The following is a 16720-nucleotide window of genomic DNA, read 5'->3' as shown; positions in this document are numbered from 1 at the left end:
TTGAACCCGATCCCATCCCGAACTCGGCCGTTAAACTCCTCAGCGCCAATGGTACTATGGCTTAAGCCCTGGGAGAGTAGGTCGCTGCCAGGCCTGCCAAGGACAAAGCAATTCCTCTTTACGTGTTAGCATCAAACAAAACGCCGCTTCCCTCCGCGCAAGATTTGCGCAAAGGGGAGGCGGCGTTTTCTTTGTCTGGCTGGATCTCGTAGTTCTGCTCACACAGGCAGTCTCGTTCAGGCAGGATTCACCGACCGCAGGATAGTGATCGCCCTCGCCGGAATCGTCACGCAGCGAACGAAACCAAAGCAACGGGTCGCAGCCGATCTTCTTCCGCCATCTTTTGTCGCCAGATTTGCCCACCGACTTGAACCGCTTCAGCACAGCCTCTGACTGACGCACGCAGTGACCCCGAGACTTCGGCCGTAAGGAGACTTCATGCCCGCGATACTTCGTCCCATCGCCTGTGCCTTCGGCGCCGCCTGTCTCGCCCTGGCGATGGCGGTTGTTCCGAGCGGCGATCTGCGGGCGCAGCCCAACCAGGCGCCGCCGAAGCAATCCGCACCCGCCCAGGCCGCGCCGCCGCCGGCCGCGGAGGTTCCCGCCGTCAAGCAGATCGCGCTGACCGAAGCACAGATCGCAGGCGTGCTGGCGGCGCAGAAGGATATCGATGCGATCACCGACAAGATTCCTGAGGACGCCAAGCCGGACCCGAAGGTCGATGCGCAACTCGACGACGTCGCCCGGAAGAACGGCTTCGCCAGCTACGACGAATACAACACCGTGGTCGACAACATCGGTATCGTGCTCGGCGGCTTCGATCCCGCGACCAAGAAATTCGTCGGCGCGGAGGCCGTCATCAAGGCGCAGATCGCCCGTGTCGAGGCCGACAACAAGATGCCTGCGAAAGACAAGAAGGAACTGCTGGCAGATCTCAACGAAGCGCTGAAATTTCCGCCGCCGGCAATCGAGCACAAGGGCAATATCGACCTCGTGGCGAGGCATTACGACAAGCTCGCCGAGGCGCTGGGCGACGACCAGGACGAATAAAGCGCGCCGACCCGACGCAACCAAAAATCATCCGCGCGAAAAAGCCCCGGAGAAATCCCCGGGGCTTCTTTCGTTGTCTTGATGCGGCGATCAGGTGCGGGTGCGCATCCGCATCATGAAGCTGTCGTAGCTGAGTTCAGCCACCTGCATCCACGCCACCGACTCGGCGCGGAACGCGGTCAGGCTCGTATACATCTTGTTGAAGTGCGGATTGGTCTTGGACAGGTCCGCGTAGATTTCGTTCGCGGCGTTGTAGCAGGCCTCCAGCACCTCCTGCGGGAATGGCCGCAGAATGGCGCCGGCCACCAGCAGCCGCTTCAACGCCGCCGGGTTGACGTAGTCGTATTTCCCGGTGACCCAGCTGAACGTGTCGTAGGAAGCGGATTCGATCGCGGCCTGGTAATGCTTCGGCAGGGCGTTGAACTTGTCGAGGTTCATGACGTTGTGGCCCTGCCCCGTGCCTTCCCACCAGCCCGGATAATAGTAGTACTTCGCGACCTTGACGAAGCCGAGCTTTTCGTCGTCGTACGGGCCGACCCACTCGGCGGCGTCGATGGTGCCCTTCTCCAGCGCCGGATAAATGTCGCCGCCGGCGATCTGCTGCGGCACGCCGCCGACCTTGGCGATGATGGTGCCCGCGAATCCGCCGACGCGGAATTTCAGGCCCTTGAAATCTTCCATCGACTTGATTTCCTTGCGGAACCAGCCGCCCATCTGGGCGCCGGTGCTGCCGGTCGGAAGGCCCACGCATTTATACTCTTTCAGCAGGTCGTTCAGCATGTCCATGCCGCCGCCGAATCGCAGCCAGGAGATATGCGCGCGGGTGTTGAGGCCGAACGGCAGCGAGGTGCCGAAGGTGAAGGCGTGGTTCTTGCCCCAGTAGTAATAGAGCGCGGTATTGCCCATCTCGACGGTGCCGTTGGAGACGGCGTCGAGCACCTGCAGGCCCGGCACGATTTCGCCGGCGGCGAACGGCTGAATCTGGAACTTGTTGTCGGTGAGGTCGGCGACGCGCTTGCAGAAAAATTCGCAGCCGCCGTAGAGCGTATCGAGCGCCTTCGGCCAGCTGGCGGCAAGCCGCCACTTTATCTCGGGGTTGGATTGCGCGATCGCCGGTGAGGCCACCGCGGTTGCGGCGAGACCGACGCCGCCGACTTTCAGGAAATCACGACGCTTCATTTGCTTCCCCTCTGTTTTGCCGATACCCGACCAAGGAACGACGATCTTGTGTCGTCTTTCTCTGGTTTTCCGTGGTCGGCGCTGGACTGTTGTTGCGGAATATGGGCTGTCTTGGAGTATGGCCCGAAACCAAGACGGTTGGTTTTTCGAATGCGGCTTCCCAGGCTCTGTGGACCTGCGGCAGGATGACGAATTGGTGAACGATAATCAAGGGTAGAGGGTTCGCCGCCGATGCGAAGCGGTGCAATAAGTTTGCGCAGCGGGTGAAACTCGCATGATCAGGGGTTGTCCGGCAGGCTGACCCCGGCGGCTGACGTCTGGTAAAAGAGATCGGTAAAATCACCGCTGGAGCTGCAATGGCAGACAAGAAGATCGTGGTCGCGGGCGCGACCGGGCTGGTCGGGAATGCCGCGCTGCAGCACTTCGGCGCCAGCGCCGGATGTGAGGTGCTGGCGCTGTCGCGGCGCAAGCCGCGCGACCTCCACGGCGCCCGGCACGTTCAGGTCGATCTCACCGACGCCGCACAATGCCGGGATGTGCAGGCCGAGTTTCACGGCGCGACGCACCTCGTCTACGCCGCGCTCTACGAGGCGCCCAACCTGATCGACGGCTGGCGCGACCCCGACCAGATCCGCATCAACGACCTGATGCTGCGTAATCTGATGGCGGCACTGGAGCCGGCCGCGCCGCAGCTTCGGCATGTCACACTGCTGCAGGGCACCAAGGCCTATGGCGTTCACATCCGTCCGCTCACGGTGCCGGCGCGCGAGGGCCGCTCGGAGATGTACGAGCAGCCGAATTTCTACTGGGCGCAGGAGCGGTTCCTGCGCGAGCTGCAGCAGGGCAAGGCCTGGCACTGGAGCATCCTGCGCCCGGTCCTGATCATTGGCCTCGCGATGGGCGGCGCCATGGATTTGATCCCGCCGCTCGGCGTCTATGCCGCGATGCTGCGCGCCCAGGGCCGGCCGCTAGACTATCCCGGCGGTGCGGCGCGGGTGTCGCAGGCGGTCGACGTCGATCTGCTCGCCCGCGCGATCGCCTGGGCCGGAGAAGCGAAGGCGGCCCGCAACGAGGCCTTCAACGTCACCAATGGCGACGTGTTCACCTGGGAAAACGTCTGGCCGGCGGTTGCCGAGGCGCTTGAAATGAAGCCCGGCGAGCCCGTGCCGCTGTCGCTCGCGCGGGAATATCCGAAATGGATCGCTCCGTGGGACGAACTGCGCCGCAAGCACGATCTGGTGTCGCCCGGTTTGGAAGAGCTCGTCGGACTCTCCTTCCAATATGCCGATTACAGCATGCGCTACGGCCAGACCCAGTCCGGCCCGCCGTCGATCGTCTCGACCGTGAAGATCAACCAGGCCGGCTTCACCGAGATGATGGATACCGAGGCGATGTTCCGCAAATGGTTCGGGCTGGCGCGGTCGAGACGTTTGCTGCCTTAGAGGCATGATCCGGAAAAGTGTGTAGCGGTTTTCCGAAAAGATCATGCCCAAAAAAGTAGCTAGGGCGGGATGACGACTCGAAGAGAAGTCATCCTGCTCTAGCGCGCGGCCGCAAACGCTGTTTCCATCGCCTTGCGTGTCTTGACGGTGTCGCTGCTGGCGTCGATCTCGACGTCGCTCCAGCGAACCACCGCGCCGTGGCCGACGTCGTTCTTCAGCTTGACGCGATGCGCAAGTCCGATCGGCAGCGCGCCGACGGCGAGGCTCTTGGCCGCCGGCATCAGCCGGCCCCATACCGTGTAGCCGCCTTCGCCGTCGAGCATTTCGCCGGCGCGCAGCGCGCGCTTGGCCACCGCGGCGACGTCGCCGCGAAAACCCTGCGGCTGCCCGGTCGGCTCGCCGCGCAGCGCCGCCGAGAGGATCGAGATGTTCAGTTCCAGCCCGATCAGGTGATAGGGCTTGTACATCGCCGCATAGCGGCCCGTGACGTCGGTCTTCAACCCGTATTGCCTGAAGCAATCAGCGGCGTATTCGTTGGGCGCCTCCAGCACGACATAGACGCCCCAGCGCAGGTCCCTGAACACCGGTCGTCCGTCGCGCTCCAGCGACGACACTACCTCCGCCAGCCCGGCCTTCTCCAGCACGCCGCCGGCCTCGCGCGGCCGCATCACATGCGGCAGATCGTCGACCCCGCAGGGCGGAAACAGCAATCCGTCCGAGGGCACGTCCAGTCCTGTCGCATTGGCGATCGCCGCCATTTCGATTGCGGATTTGGTGCCGTCCAGGAACGAGTTGAACATCTGCGGGTTCATGCCGGCCGATTGCGCTTCGCCTGCCGAGAGCCCGTAATGGCTCCAGACGCCATCAGGGGTGACGTCGTGATAGGCCGGCAGGTATTTGGTGCCCTTGCCGGCGGCGACGACGCGAAACCCGGTGGCGCGCGCCCAGTCCACCATCTCGGCGGTCAGCGCCGGCTGGTCGCCATAGGCCAACGAATAGACCACGCCCGCCTGGCGCGCTTCCTCCGCGAGCAGCGGCCCGGCCAGTACGTCGGCCTCGACATTGACCATGACGACATGCGTACCCGCCGCGATCGCGGCCCGGGCGTGCCGGATGCCGACGGCTGGATTGCCGGTGGCTTCGACCACGACATCGATGCCGCCGCCGGCGATCGCGCGCAGGCCGTCGTCGGCGAAAGTGGTCCGCGCGATCCGTGCGGAATCCCAGCCGACGGTGCGGCAGGCCTCGCGGGCGCGGTCGCGGTCGAGATCGATGATGACAGGCACTTCCAGCCCCGGCGTATGCGGCACCTGCGACAGGAACATCGAGCCGAACTTGCCGGCGCCGATCAGCGCGACGCGAACCGGCTTGCCGGCGGCAAGCCGGGCGTTGAGGAGACGATGAAGGTTCATGAGGGGATCCCGATCAAGCCGTCATTCCGGGATGCGCCGCTTGGCGCAGACCCGGAATCCAGAGCTGGAGGCCGATATAGATTCCGGGTTCGATGCTGTCGCGTCGCCCCGGAATGACGGTGCGAAACCTACTCCGCCGCCTGGCGATGGGCGCGGGCGAGCCGCAGTAGCGCGTCGTCGTCCACGGTCTGGATCGGCGTGAAGTCGCGATGGGCGATGTATTCCGGCCGCGTCGGCGTGCGGATGTAGTTCGAGACCGCGTTGAGCGTCAGGTAGACGATCTTGCGCGGGTAGGGCGTGATGTTGCCGGCCGAGCCATGCACTAGGTTGCCGTGGAACATCAGCATGCCGCCGGGCTTGCCGGTCGGCGCGACGATGCCGCCTTCCTTCACCAGTCGGGTGACGGTCGCCTCGTCCAGCGTCCACAGCGGATAGGACGTGGTCGCCAGGTCGTGCGAAGCCTTGAGGTCGCCGGCGTGCTGGCTGCGCGGCACCAGCATCAGGGGACCGTTGATCGGCATCACCTCGTCGAGGAAGATCGCGATGTTCATCGCCCGCGGCTCCGGCATGCCGTCGTCGCGCTTCCAGGTGCCGTAATCCTGGTGCCACTGCCAGACGTCGCCGGTGAAAGCGGCCTTGGCGTTGATCTTGAACTGATGCATGTAGAGCTTTTCGCCAAAGATCTGCTCGATCGGCTCGATCATGCGCGGATGCGCGCCGAGAACCCCGAACGCCTCGTTATAGAGATGGGCGGCGAATGCGGTGCGCGGCGCGCCACTCTTCTCGCGCCAGACTTCGGGGCGGTTGGCGTCATAGATGCCTTCGGCCTCGCGCGCCAGATAGTTCACTTCCTCCTGGCTGAACAGCTCCGGCAGAAACAGCCAGCCTTCGCGGTTGAAATGTTCGATCTGCTGCGGCGTCAATTTCATGGTGTTTCCTCCCTTTGGTTTTTTCGTCATTCCGGGGCGCGCGCAGCGCGAACCCGGAATCTCGAGGTTCCCCGATGCGCAATTGCGCATCTGAGGTCTGGTCCCTTGGACCATCCCGGAACGACGGCGCTTCAATCACGCCGCCCTGTCCGTCGCCCGCAATCTCTCCTCGGTCATTCGTCCCGCCGTCTGGGCATGCGCCAATGCCGCGGCCTCGGCCGCGCCGGCGTTGCCCGCCAGAATCTGCGCGGCGATGGTCTCGTGCTCACTCCAGGCGCTGTCGCGATAATCCAGTTCGGCAAGCACCGTCGCCATCGATCGGCGCATGTGCGGCCATTGCGGCGCGATCAATTCCTCGATCGCGGGATTGCCGGCGAGTCGGTAGATCGCGCGGTGGAAATCGACGTCGAGCGCGATCAGCCGCGCCAGCGGCGTATCCGCGTCAATGGCGCGCCCGGCTTGCAGCGCCGCCACCAGTTGCGCCCGTCCAGGACCGTCGACCTTGATCCGCCCGGCGGCCAGCCGCGCCGCCAGCGCGTCGATCGCGCCGCGCACTTCGTAGAGCTGGCGGATGCGTGCCGGGTCGAGCCGGGTGACCTCAAAGCCGCGCCGGCCGCTCTCGGTGACGAGGCCCTGCCGGTGCAGCAAATGCAGCGCGTGCGAGATCGGCTGGCGCGACACGCCGAGCCTCTCGGCAAGCTCGTTCTGTCGGATGCGGTGTCCCGGCGGCAGCGAGCGATCGATGATCGCCTCGAGAATACAGGCGTAGACCTGATCAATCAGGTTGGGGAGCGGGTCCAACGGGTTCATGTGGCCGGCCTGAGATCGAATACGGAATTCCGTATTCGTAAGCCGTCGCCGGGCCGCCGTCAACCCGCCAGGAAATCCAGCACGATCTCGCAGTATTTCTGCGGCGCCTGCTCGAACATCGGATGGGTGGTATCCGGGATCATCGCGGTGCGCGATCCCTTCACATTCGCCGCCAGCGTCTCCAGCACCTGCCGCAGCGTACCCCTGGTGTTGGCGCCGCCGATGAACAGCGTCGGTGTCCGAATCGCTTCCGCGTCGGTCCTGGAGAAGGGCGGGCGCTGGTCGCGGGTCTGCCCGATCAGCGTCATCGCGTTGTCCCGCAGCAATTGCTTCGGCGTCGCCGGCAGCCGCTTCCAGGCGCCGGGGCCTTCCAGCGCGTCGATGAAGATCTGCAGGCCGCCGTCGATATCGCCGTTGGCGATGACCTCGGCGGAGGCCGCGATCCGCGCCGCCAGCGGCGAGGGGCCGGGCTTGAACGCGGGATCGAGCGTGGCGTCGAGTTCGCCGCCGGGTTCGGCCAGGATCAGTTTGCGCAACAGGTCAGGCCGGCGCTGCGCGACCCGGAAAGCGATGTGCCCGCCGCGGGAGTGGCCCATCAGGTCGACCGGCCTGGTGTCCAGTTTCTCGATAAAGGCGATGACGTCACTGACGTGCTGCACGATCGAATAGGTGTCGCCGATGCCGTCCCAATGCTCAGGAAAGAAGTGCCGCAACGACGGCGTGATCACGCGGCGTTCTCGCGTCAGCGGTCCCAGCACCGACGACCAGATCCGGAAGTCGCACAGCGAGCCATGCACGCACAGCAGCGGCGGGATCTTGCCGGCGCCCTGGCCGATATCGAGATAGGCCATGTCGTAGCCGTTGACGTGAAGGGTCTGCATCTGGGCTCGCGAGGAATGAGGGGCAGTATTCTTGAAGGGGGCGGGCGACGACCGGAGATCAACGGAAGTTGTTCATGCCGTCAAGTTGTTCCCGGTTTCGGGTGGATCGCAATAATCTCCAAGCCTAGATTCAGGCGCAACAGGATGCTGGTGGCGCTGAACAGGATCAAACGGAGTCAGCCATGACCGCTCACCAATTCGCGATCTTCGATACCGCGATCGGCCGCTGCGGCGTCGTGTGGCGAGCGCGCGGCATTAGCTCGGTGCAACTGCCGATGGGCGACGCGAACAAGACGCGCACTCGCCTGCGGCAGCGCCATGACGATCTCATCGAGGCACCGCCGCCGGCGACAGTCCAGGCCGCCATCGACGGCATCGTCGAACTGCTGGCCGGCAAGCCGAACGATCTCACCGATGTCGTGCTCGATCTCGACGGCGTCCCCGATTTCAACCGCGGCGTCTACGAGATCGCGCGCACCATCCCGCCCGGCAAGACCCTGACCTATGGCGATATCGCCAGGAAGCTCGGCGGCGTTGAGCTGTCGCGCGACGTCGGCCAGGCGCTCGGGCGCAATCCCTGTCCGATCGTGGTGCCCTGTCACCGCGTGCTGGCAGCGGGCAACAAGCCCGGCGGCTTCTCCGCCAATGGCGGCGTGATGACGAAGCTGAAGATGCTGGCGATCGAAGGCGCGGCCGTCAACCACACGCCGAATCTGTTCGATTGACGCCGCCTCGTCAGCATCCAGGGACGGTACCATCTTCACCTCTCCCCATGGGAGAGGTGAAAGGAAGGCCGCGTCGGTGTTCGCCACGCGCGCAGGTTCAGCGTCCCCTGAAATTCGGCGGTCGCTTCTCGTTGAAGGCGAGCACGCCTTCGCGGCGGTCCTCGGTCGGCACCATGCGGTTGTAGGCCTCGATCTCGAGCGCGAGGCCGTCGCGCAGCGACAATTGCAGGCCGCGATGGATCGAGAGCTTCGCCTGGCGCACCGAGATCGGCGCATTGCGCGCGATCCGTGATGCGGTCGCCAGCGCCGCCGGCAACAACTCCGAAGGCGACAGCACTTCGTTGACGAAACCCCAGGCATGGGCCTCCGTCGCGGTGAACGGCTTGCCGGTCAGGATCAATTCCTTGGCGCGGCGCTCGCCGACGGCGCGCGGCAGGGTCTGGGTGCCGCCGCCGCCGGGCATGATGCCGAGCGTCACCTCGGTCAGCGCGAACCGCGCGATCGCCGCGGCGTACAGGAAGTCGCAGGCGCCTGCGATCTCGCAGCCGCCGCCATAGGCCGCGCCGTTGACGGCGCCGATGATCGGGACCGGGCAGTCGATCAGCGCCCGCACCATCCGCTCGAAGATCACATGCTGGCGCGTCCACGCCTCGTCGCTCATGCCGCGGCGCTCCTTGAGGTCGCCGCCAGCGCAGAACGCCTTGTCGCCGGCGCCGGTCAGGACGATGCAGCGCAACCCTTTTGGGTCGAGCGCAACATCCTCGAAAAAGGCGACGAGATCGCGTCCCATCTGGGTGTTGAGCGCGTTGGCGGCGTCGGGGCGATTGAGCCGGACGATCGTGACGTGGTCGTCGATCGCCTCAAGCGCGAGGGTCTCAAAGCCGGGTGTTGCCGCGCGGGCGCTCATGAGGCCTCGCAGGAAAATCCGTTTCCGGCGCGGCGGATCCTGCCGGTGGAGGGCGAAGGGAAATGCGCAGTGCAGCACAGCGTGTCGGTGTCGCAATAGCGCTCCAGGAAGCCGCGCCGCGTCGTCGCCGCCTGCGCCTGGTCGACGTCGAACTTCGCCGACAGCTCCGGATAGCGTGTCTGCAGCGGCGAATGCATGAGGTCGCCGGAGAACACCGCGGCGTCCCTGCCGCGGCCGAAGGTGAAGGCGACATGGCCGGGCGTGTGGCCCGGCGTCGGCAGGATGCGGGCGTGGTCGCCGATCGCGTAATCGTCGCGGACGATCTCGGCCTGCCGCGCCTCGACCACCGGCAGCACGCTGTCGGCGAACGGTGGCACCGGCGTCCTGGCGTGGGTTTCGGTCCAGTAGTCGAACTCGGTCTTGCCGAACACGTAGCGCGCCTTGGGGAAGGTCGGCACCCAGCGCCCGCCTTCGAGCCGGGTGTTCCAGCCGACATGGTCGACATGCAAATGCGTGCACATGACATAATCGATGTCGCCGACGGCAATCCCGGCGGCCGCCAGCGCGCGCGCGTAGGTATCGTCGGTCTTCATGTTCCATTTCGGCCGCTGCGGCCGCGGCTTGTCGTTGCCGATGCAGCTGTCGACCAGGATGGTATGGTGCGGCGTCTTCACCACATAGGACTGGAAACACAGGATCAGCACGTCGCTGGCGTCGAGCGCGCCGGCCTTCTGCATCCATGACCGGTTTTCGGCCAGGACATCCGGGGTCAGCCCCGGCAGCATTTCCAGCGCCGGCAGGAAGGTGGTTTCCTGCTCGATGATGCGGTGGATGGTAAGGTCGCCGACGGTGAATTTGAGGTTCATGAATGATCTCCGCTTACGCCGGGGGCGGCGCCGAAATTTTCACCGATGGCCGCTCCAGCATCTTCTGGTGAAATGCGTCGAGCTTCGGATAGGCCTTGCGCCAGCCGCAATCGGCGAAGCGGAAATCGGCGTAGCCGAGCACACAGACAAGGCCTGCTTGCGCGATGTTGAACGGCGCCGACAGCGTCTCGGGCCTGTTCTCGAAGCGGGCCATCCCCGTCCATGCCCGGTTCCAGTGGTCGTCCGACCACGCCTTCCAGCGCAGCGGCTCCGGCCGCGTCATGTTCTCGTAGCGGCACAGCAGCATGGAATCGAGCATGCCCTGCAACAGCGAATGGTCGCTCTTGACCCTCCATCGCTCCGGGCCGGATACCGGGATCAGCTTGCCGCCGCCGGCCAGCTCGTCGAGATATTCGACGATGACATAGGAATCCAGGATCACCTCGCCGTTGTCGAGGATCAGCACCGGCAGCTTCTTCAGCGGCGTGATCTTCGTGTATTCCTCATTGGGCTGGCCCGGCGTGACCGCGGCGGAGATGAATTCGATCCGGTCGATCAGGCCGGTCTCGATCGCGGCAATGCGGACCTTGCGGGCGAACGGCGAGGCCGGCGAGAAGGTGAGTTTCATTTTCTGTTACTTCCTTGGGTGTTTCTCTTGTCATGCCCGGTCATGAAGACGTCTCGATGTCATCATCCGCGCAGGCGGATGATCCAGTACTTCGCGGTCGTTCGGTTTTCTCACCAAAGCCGCGGCGTACTGGATGCCCCGCTTTTGCGGGGTATGACGCCTACGCCGCGATGATTTCCTGGCGCTGCTGGCCGAGGCCTTCGATGCCGAGCGTGACGACGTCGCCGATGTTGAGGAACTGCGGCGGCTTCATGCCGGCGCCGACGCCGGGCGGGGTGCCCGTGGTGATGATGTCGCCGGGCAGCAGCGTGAGGAAGGTCGAGACGTAGGCGATGCATTTTGCCATCGAGAAGATCATCGTCGAGGTCGATCCGGTCTGGCAGCGCTTGCCGTTGACGTCGAGCCACATCGACAGCTTCTGCACATCGGGGATTTCGTCCTTGGTGACCAGCCAGGGGCCGACCGGACCGAACGTGTCGTGCGACTTGCCCTTGGTCCATTGCCCGCCGCGCTCCTGCTGAAAGTAGCGCTCGGAGACGTCGTTGCAGACGCAGTAGCCGGCAACGTGGTTGAGCGCGTCGGCTTCGGAGACGTATTTGGCGCGGGTGCCGATGATGGCCGCGATCTCGACTTCCCAGTCGAGCTTCTTGGATTCGCGCGGCTTCTCGACCGCGTCGTTCGGGCCCGACAGCGAGGTGTTGGCTTTCAGGAAGAAGATCGGCTCGGGGGGAATCGGATTGCCGGTTTCCTTGGCGTGATCGACATAATTGAGGCCGATGGCGACGAATTTCGAGATGCCGGTGACCGGCGCGCCGAAGCGCGGCGAGCCGCTCACGGCGGGAAGCTTGGCGGTATCCAGCGCGGCGAGCCTGGCCAGCGAGGCCGGCGAGTAGGCCTCGCCGTCGAGGTCCCTGATATGCGCCGAAAGATCGCGCAACTGGCCGGATTTATCGATCAGGCCGGGCTTTTCCGCACCCTTGGCGCCGTAACGAACAAGCTTCATGTGATCACTCCCTGCGGGTTTTCTTGACGTTTTTTTGACTTGGAATGCTTTTGGAGCAGCGGGACGGGAAATTCAACTGCCGAAAGCGCAGGGTAGGGTGGGCACGCTGCGCTTTTGCCCACCCTACAACGCGATGAACTTGAAGGCGTCCCCCTCACGCCTGATGTGGCCGGCATTGAAGTGGCCGCCGATCACCAGCGTCGGCGTGTCGGCAAAGCGCGCGAACAGGTCGCGGCGGGTCGCTGCCGACTGCGTGGCGTCGGAATCGGCGGTCGACGACCAGTCGAGATACGACATCTGGCAGGGATGGTGGGCGACGTCTCCCGTGAGCAGGGCGTCCGCGCCGCCGGACCTGATATGGATGCTCATATGGCCTGGGCTGTGGCCCGGAGTCGGGATCAGCGTGATCTCGTCGCCGAGGCGCGCGTCGCTGGCGACGAGATCGGCCTTGCCGGCGTCGGCGATCGGCCGCACCGAATCGCCGAACACAGCCTGCTGCGCCGGCTCATGGCTGTGGTCGCGCCAATGCTCGAACTCGGTCCTGCCGAACACGTAGCGGGCGTTGCCGAACGTCGGCACCCATTTGCCGCCGACCAGCCGCGTGTTCCAGCCGACATGGTCGACATGCAGATGCGTGCACAGCACGGTGTCGATGCTGTCGGGCGGGAAGCCCGCCGCCGTCAGCTTCTCCAGGAAAGGATCGTTGCGGTTGTTCCAGGTCGGAACGTTGCGGCCCTGTTTGTCGTTGCCGAGCCCGGTATCGACGATGATCCGCCGCGACGGCGTCTCGACCAGCAGCGAGTGGATCGACATCCTGAGCCGGCCTTCATCGGTCGCGAAATGCGGGATCAGCCACGGCAGTTTCTGGATTTCCTCGTTGGTGGCGAGCGGCAGGATGAAGCGGGTGCTGCCGACGGTCTCCAGCTCGACGATCTTGGTGATCCTGACCTTGCCTACGTTCCACTGCATCCGGCGTTTCCTTGTTTTGTCATGCTCGACCAGTCTTTCGATTCACCGCGCAGTCCACGACGACGGTGCCGAGCTTGTCGCCTTTCTCCACCGCCAGATGCGCCAGCGCCGTATCCGACAGCGCAAACTGCGCCGCGACGTTGTGAAGGCGGCGGCCCGCCGCCAGCCATTTGGTGATGTCGGCCTGCGCTGCCGCAAGCAGCGGCGGCGGCAGCGCGAACAGCACCAGCGCGCGCACCGCGATGCACTTCTCCATCAAGTCGCGCATCGGCACCACGGGCGCGCGGTTGCCGTTGGTGGCATAGACCGCGATGGTCGAGTTCATCCCCATCAGCTTCAGCGTGGTGTCGATGTTGCCGCCGAAATCGACCTCGACGACGCGGTCGAGGCCGCGCTGGCCGGTGAAGGCCATCGCCTTGGCGATCACGTCCTCGGTCTTGTAGTTGATGACAAGGTCGGCGCCGGCAAGCCGCGCCTGCTCCGCCTTGGCCGGCGAACTGACGGTCGCGATCACCTGCGCGCCGCCCCATTTGGCCAGCTGCACCGCGTAGTGGCCGACGGCGCCGGCGCCGCCGGTGACCAGCACCGTCTTGCCGACGATGGGGCCGTCGCCGAACAGGCAGGTCCAGGCCGTCATCGCGGGGATGCCGAGGGTGGCGCCTGCTGCGAACGACAGATGGTCCGGCAGCGGCGTCACCAGGTGTTCTGACAGCGCGATGTACTCGGCCGCGGTGCCGAAGGCGCGGCCGTTGCGCTGGCCGTTGAACAGCCAGACGCGCTGGCCGGGCTTGAGCCGCGTCACGCCGTCGCCGATCTGGTCGATGATCCCGGCGCCGTCGCTGTTGGGGATCACGCGCGGATACTCCATCGCGCGATAGGAGCCGCCGCGACGGCCGACGTCGGCCGGATTGACGCCGGACGCCTCCAGTCGCACCCGGACCTCGCCGGGGCCGGCCACCGGCGTCGGCATCTCGCCATGGGTCAGCACCTCCTGCGCCGGGCCCGTCCGCTCGTACCAGACCGCCTTCACAGCGTTCCCGGAAACGCGCCGCCGTCGAGCAGGATATTCTGGCCGGTGATGAAGCCGGCCTTGTCGCCGCACAGGAAGGCACAGGCGTAGCCGAACTCGTCGGGATCGCCGAAACGCCCGGCCGGGTTGAGCTTGGCGCGCTCGGCCAGCAGCTGCTCGATCGGGACGCCGCGCTTTTCGGCTTCCACCTTCGCCGTCCCGCGCAGCCGGTCGGTCTCGAACGGTCCCGGCAGCAGCGCGTTGATGGTGACGTTGCTGATTACGGTCTTGCGCGAAAGCCCCGCGATGAAGCCGGTGAGGCCGGCGCGGGCGCCGTTGGACAATCCCAGTATCTCGATCGGCGCCTTCACCGCGGCCGAAGTGATGTTGACGATGCGGCCGAATTTTCGCGCCATCATCCCGTCCACCGTCGACTTGATCAGCTCGATCGGCGTCAGCATGTTGGCGTCGATCGCCTTGATCCAGTCGTCGCGGGTCCAGTTGCGGAAATCGCCGGGCGGGGGGCCGCCGGCATTGTTGATCAGGATATCGGGGTCGGGACAGGCCTTCAGCGCCGCCTCGCGCCCGGCCGGCGTGGTGATGTCGCCGGCGACCTCGGTGACGGTGACGCCGGGATTGGCTTTGCGGATTTCGTCGGCGGTTTTTTTCAGCGCTTCGGCGCCGCGCGCCGTCAGGGTGACGTGGACGCCTTCGTTGGCCAGCGCCATGGCGCAGGCGCGCCCGAGGCCCTTGCTGGAGGCGCAGATGATCGCGCGGCGGCCTTTGATCCCAAGATCCACTGTTTCGCTCCCGTTATGTCAGGTGATTTAGTCTGGTTCGATGCCCGCAGTGTAGCCAAGTTGGGCGCGCCTGGTAAGCCGCCAAGGCCTGCCGATAACGCATATGGCGATCCCGGAAAGTGGCTGTGCCCCGCTCCCCCCGCGTCATTGCGAGCGAAGCGAAGCAATCCATCGATGCGCGTGTCGAGGCATGGATTGCTTCGCTGCGTTCGCAATGACGATCATCAATTCGCCCGCAGCTCCGCCTTGATCATGTCGGCGGCCTTCTCGCCGATCATGATGGTCGGCGCATTGGTATTGCCGCCGATCAGGGTAGGCATCACCGAAGCGTCGACCACCCGCAGGGCTTCGAGGCCGTGGACTTTCAGCCTCGGATCGACCACGGCCAGCGGGTCGTTGATGCCCATCTTGCAGGTGCCTACCGGGTGGTAGACGGTATCGACGCGCTCGCGCAGCAGCGCGCGGATGTCGTCGTCGGTGTGCACGCCCGCGGTGAACATGTCCTTTTTCTGCAGCGCGCGCAGCGCCGGCGCCTCCATCAGCCGCCGCGTCGTCTTGAAGCCGGCGACCATGCTTTCCAGATCGTCGGGATCGCCGAAGAAGTTCGGATCGATCAGCGGAGCGGCGAGCGGATCGGCGCTGCCGAGCGCCACGCTGCCGCGGCTCTTCGGCCGCAGCAGGCAGACATGGCAGCTGAAGCCGGTGCCGCGATGGCGCTTGCGGCCGTGATCGTCGGCCATCGCCATGCCGAAATGGAGCTGGATGTCGGGAACGTCGAGGTCGGGCCGGGTCTTGAGGAAGCCGCCGCATTCGGCGAAGTTCGAGGTCATCGGCCCGGTTCGCTCGCGCCGGTACTGGCCGATCGCGCGCAGCAGCCGCGGCAGCGCCTTGAGCGAGAGGCCGACGAAGTTCGGATCGTCCGACATGTAGCCGAACACGAAATCGGGATGGTCCTGCAGGTTCTGGCCGACACCGGGCAGGTGGTGCACCGGGGCGATGCCGTGCTTCGCCAGCGCAGCACCGTCGCCGACGCCCGACAGCATCAGGAGTTGCGGCGTCTGGAACGCGCCGGAGGACACGATCACCTCGCGCCGGGCGCGGATCTGTTTCAGTTCCTTGCCCTGGCGGTATTCGACGCCGACCGCGCGCTTGCCCTCGAACAGGATGCGCGTCGCATGGGCGCTGGTCTCCACGCGAAGATTGTCGCGGCTTGCCATGTGCGGATGGATGTAGGCGCGGGCGGCGCTCCAGCGTTCGCCGTTCCGCTGCGTCACCTGGTAGATGCCGAGCCCCTCGTGCTCGTCGGCGTTGAAATCCTCGCGCAGGCGAAACTGCGCCTCCCGCGCCGCCTGCAGGAAGGTCTGCTGCACCGGATTTTGCGTGCGCAGACGGTTGACGGCGAGCGGCCCGCCCTTGCCGTGATACTCGCCGTCGAAATCGGAATTGTCCTCGGCGCGCTTGAAGTAGGGCAGCACGTCGGCGAACGACCAGCCGGCGTTGCCGAGCGCGGCCCACTGGTCGTAATCGCTGCGATGGCCGCGGATATAGACCATGGCGTTGATCGCCGCCGAGCCGCCGAGCCCCTTGCCGCGCGGCTGATAGCCGATGCGGCCGTTGAGGCCCTTCTGCGGCACCGTGTTGAAGGCCCAGTTGTTGACGTTCCCGGCCACCATCAGCACCAGCGCGAACGGCGTCGTCACCACCCAATTGTCGTTCTTGCCGCCGGCATCCAGCAGCGCCACCGAGGTCTTGGGGTCCTCCGACAGCCGCCCCGCCACCGCGCAGCCGCCGGAGCCGCCGCCCACCACCACGAAATCGAACGTATCGCCCACCCGCTTCCCCCCGGAAAAATCTGCTCTGGCGCGGCTTCAGCGCCGCGCTTTCCGGGCAAAACTCCGCTTTTGTGGCGTTTATGGCAAGAGTGGTTCCAGCGGGCGGTTTTGGCGCTTCAAATGCTGGTTCTCGCCGTCATAAAATCCTCAAAAGCGGGGCCTTGCCCCTTTCCAAAGCGGGATGACGTTGGTACATACCCCTCGCACCCGATGGCTTCGGCCCGGGTCGTCTTCTCAGGAAGCCTCTGGACGGGATCGATCGGCGCCCAACAGGCGTT

At 65.3% G+C, this 16720-nt stretch carries 16 protein-coding genes and 1 rRNA gene; 4 read left to right on the top strand and 13 right to left on the bottom strand.

What is annotated here, in order from left to right; translation table 11 throughout:
* Positions 1-93 (top strand): 5S ribosomal RNA (gene rrf / locus Q0D31_RS23855); the annotation flags it as partial.
* A gap of 345 nt (positions 94-438) precedes the next feature.
* Positions 439-1050, top strand: coding sequence for a hypothetical protein (locus Q0D31_RS23850; RefSeq protein WP_291856750.1), 612 nt, complete (start codon positions 439-441; stop codon positions 1048-1050).
* A gap of 90 nt (positions 1051-1140) precedes the next feature.
* Here Q0D31_RS23850 and Q0D31_RS23845 read toward each other — a convergent pair whose 3' ends face one another.
* The gene (locus tag Q0D31_RS23845) at positions 1141-2229 is read right to left on the bottom strand and encodes a TRAP transporter substrate-binding protein (protein ID WP_291856749.1); all 1089 of its coding nucleotides are present in this window, start codon (positions 2227-2229) and stop codon (positions 1141-1143) included.
* Positions 2230-2585: 356 nt separating this feature from the next.
* Between Q0D31_RS23845 and Q0D31_RS23840 the strand changes: the two genes are divergently transcribed.
* Positions 2586-3671: an SDR family oxidoreductase gene (locus tag Q0D31_RS23840; protein WP_291856747.1), complete on the top strand. Its 1086-nt coding sequence runs from the start codon at positions 2586-2588 to the stop codon at positions 3669-3671.
* A 98-nt stretch (positions 3672-3769) separates the two neighbouring features.
* Here the strand turns inward: Q0D31_RS23840 and Q0D31_RS23835 are convergent, their stop codons facing one another.
* The 4 genes from Q0D31_RS23835 to Q0D31_RS23820 form a co-directional block, all read right to left on the bottom strand.
* Positions 3770-5083, bottom strand: coding sequence for a Gfo/Idh/MocA family oxidoreductase (locus Q0D31_RS23835; protein ID WP_291856745.1), 1314 nt, complete (start codon positions 5081-5083; stop codon positions 3770-3772).
* Between the two features lie 128 nt (positions 5084-5211).
* Positions 5212-6012: a phytanoyl-CoA dioxygenase family protein gene (locus Q0D31_RS23830; protein ID WP_291856743.1), complete on the bottom strand. Its 801-nt coding sequence runs from the start codon at positions 6010-6012 to the stop codon at positions 5212-5214.
* 135 nt (positions 6013-6147) lie between these two features.
* The gene (locus tag Q0D31_RS23825; protein ID WP_291856741.1) at positions 6148-6822 is read right to left on the bottom strand and encodes a GntR family transcriptional regulator; all 675 of its coding nucleotides are present in this window, start codon (positions 6820-6822) and stop codon (positions 6148-6150) included.
* Between the two features lie 59 nt (positions 6823-6881).
* A complete protein-coding gene (locus tag Q0D31_RS23820; protein ID WP_291856739.1) occupies positions 6882-7703 on the bottom strand; it encodes an alpha/beta hydrolase in 822 nt (273 codons plus the stop codon).
* Positions 7704-7885: 182 nt separating this feature from the next.
* Here Q0D31_RS23820 and Q0D31_RS23815 point away from each other — a divergent pair, with 182 nt between their 5' ends.
* The gene (locus Q0D31_RS23815) at positions 7886-8428 is read left to right on the top strand and encodes a methylated-DNA--[protein]-cysteine S-methyltransferase (RefSeq protein ID WP_291856737.1); all 543 of its coding nucleotides are present in this window, start codon (positions 7886-7888) and stop codon (positions 8426-8428) included.
* 97 nt (positions 8429-8525) lie between these two features.
* Here the strand turns inward: Q0D31_RS23815 and Q0D31_RS23810 are convergent, their stop codons facing one another.
* The 8 genes from Q0D31_RS23810 to Q0D31_RS23775 all read right to left on the bottom strand — a co-directional run bounded on the left by Q0D31_RS23810 (position 8526) and on the right by Q0D31_RS23775 (position 16442).
* Positions 8526-9335 (bottom strand): enoyl-CoA hydratase-related protein, encoded by an 810-nt coding sequence (locus Q0D31_RS23810; protein WP_291856734.1) that lies wholly within the window; start codon positions 9333-9335, stop codon positions 8526-8528.
* Positions 9332-10201 carry an MBL fold metallo-hydrolase gene (locus tag Q0D31_RS23805; protein ID WP_291856732.1) on the bottom strand — a complete coding sequence of 290 codons (870 nt, stop codon included), beginning with the start codon at positions 10199-10201 and terminating at the stop codon, positions 9332-9334. Before Q0D31_RS23805 ends, Q0D31_RS23810 begins: the two co-directional genes overlap by 4 nt.
* 13 nt (positions 10202-10214) lie before the next feature.
* On the bottom strand, positions 10215-10829 hold the full coding sequence (locus tag Q0D31_RS23800) for a glutathione S-transferase family protein (RefSeq protein WP_291856730.1): 615 nt from the start codon (positions 10827-10829) through the stop codon (positions 10215-10217).
* A gap of 160 nt (positions 10830-10989) precedes the next feature.
* A complete protein-coding gene (locus tag Q0D31_RS23795) occupies positions 10990-11832 on the bottom strand; it encodes a fumarylacetoacetate hydrolase family protein (protein ID WP_291856728.1) in 843 nt (280 codons plus the stop codon).
* A gap of 123 nt (positions 11833-11955) precedes the next feature.
* Entirely contained in the window at positions 11956-12801 is an 846-nt protein-coding gene (locus tag Q0D31_RS23790) for an MBL fold metallo-hydrolase (RefSeq protein WP_291856726.1), read from the bottom strand.
* A 19-nt stretch (positions 12802-12820) separates the two neighbouring features.
* Positions 12821-13831, bottom strand: coding sequence for an NADPH:quinone reductase (locus Q0D31_RS23785; protein WP_291856724.1), 1011 nt, complete (start codon positions 13829-13831; stop codon positions 12821-12823).
* Complete coding sequence (locus Q0D31_RS23780) at positions 13828-14610, bottom strand: SDR family oxidoreductase (RefSeq protein WP_291856722.1); 783 nt, start codon at positions 14608-14610, stop codon at positions 13828-13830. Before Q0D31_RS23780 ends, Q0D31_RS23785 begins: the two co-directional genes overlap by 4 nt.
* Positions 14611-14834: 224 nt before the next feature.
* A complete protein-coding gene (locus Q0D31_RS23775) occupies positions 14835-16442 on the bottom strand; it encodes a GMC family oxidoreductase N-terminal domain-containing protein (protein WP_291856719.1) in 1608 nt (535 codons plus the stop codon).
* Positions 16443-16720: the final 278 nt, after the last annotated feature.

The sequence above is a fragment of the Bradyrhizobium sp. genome, assembly GCF_022844465.1.
Lineage (GTDB): Bacteria > Pseudomonadota > Alphaproteobacteria > Rhizobiales > Xanthobacteraceae > Bradyrhizobium.
The sequence above is the reverse complement of the archived record's forward strand: the minus strand, read 5'-3'. Positions and strand labels throughout refer to the sequence as shown.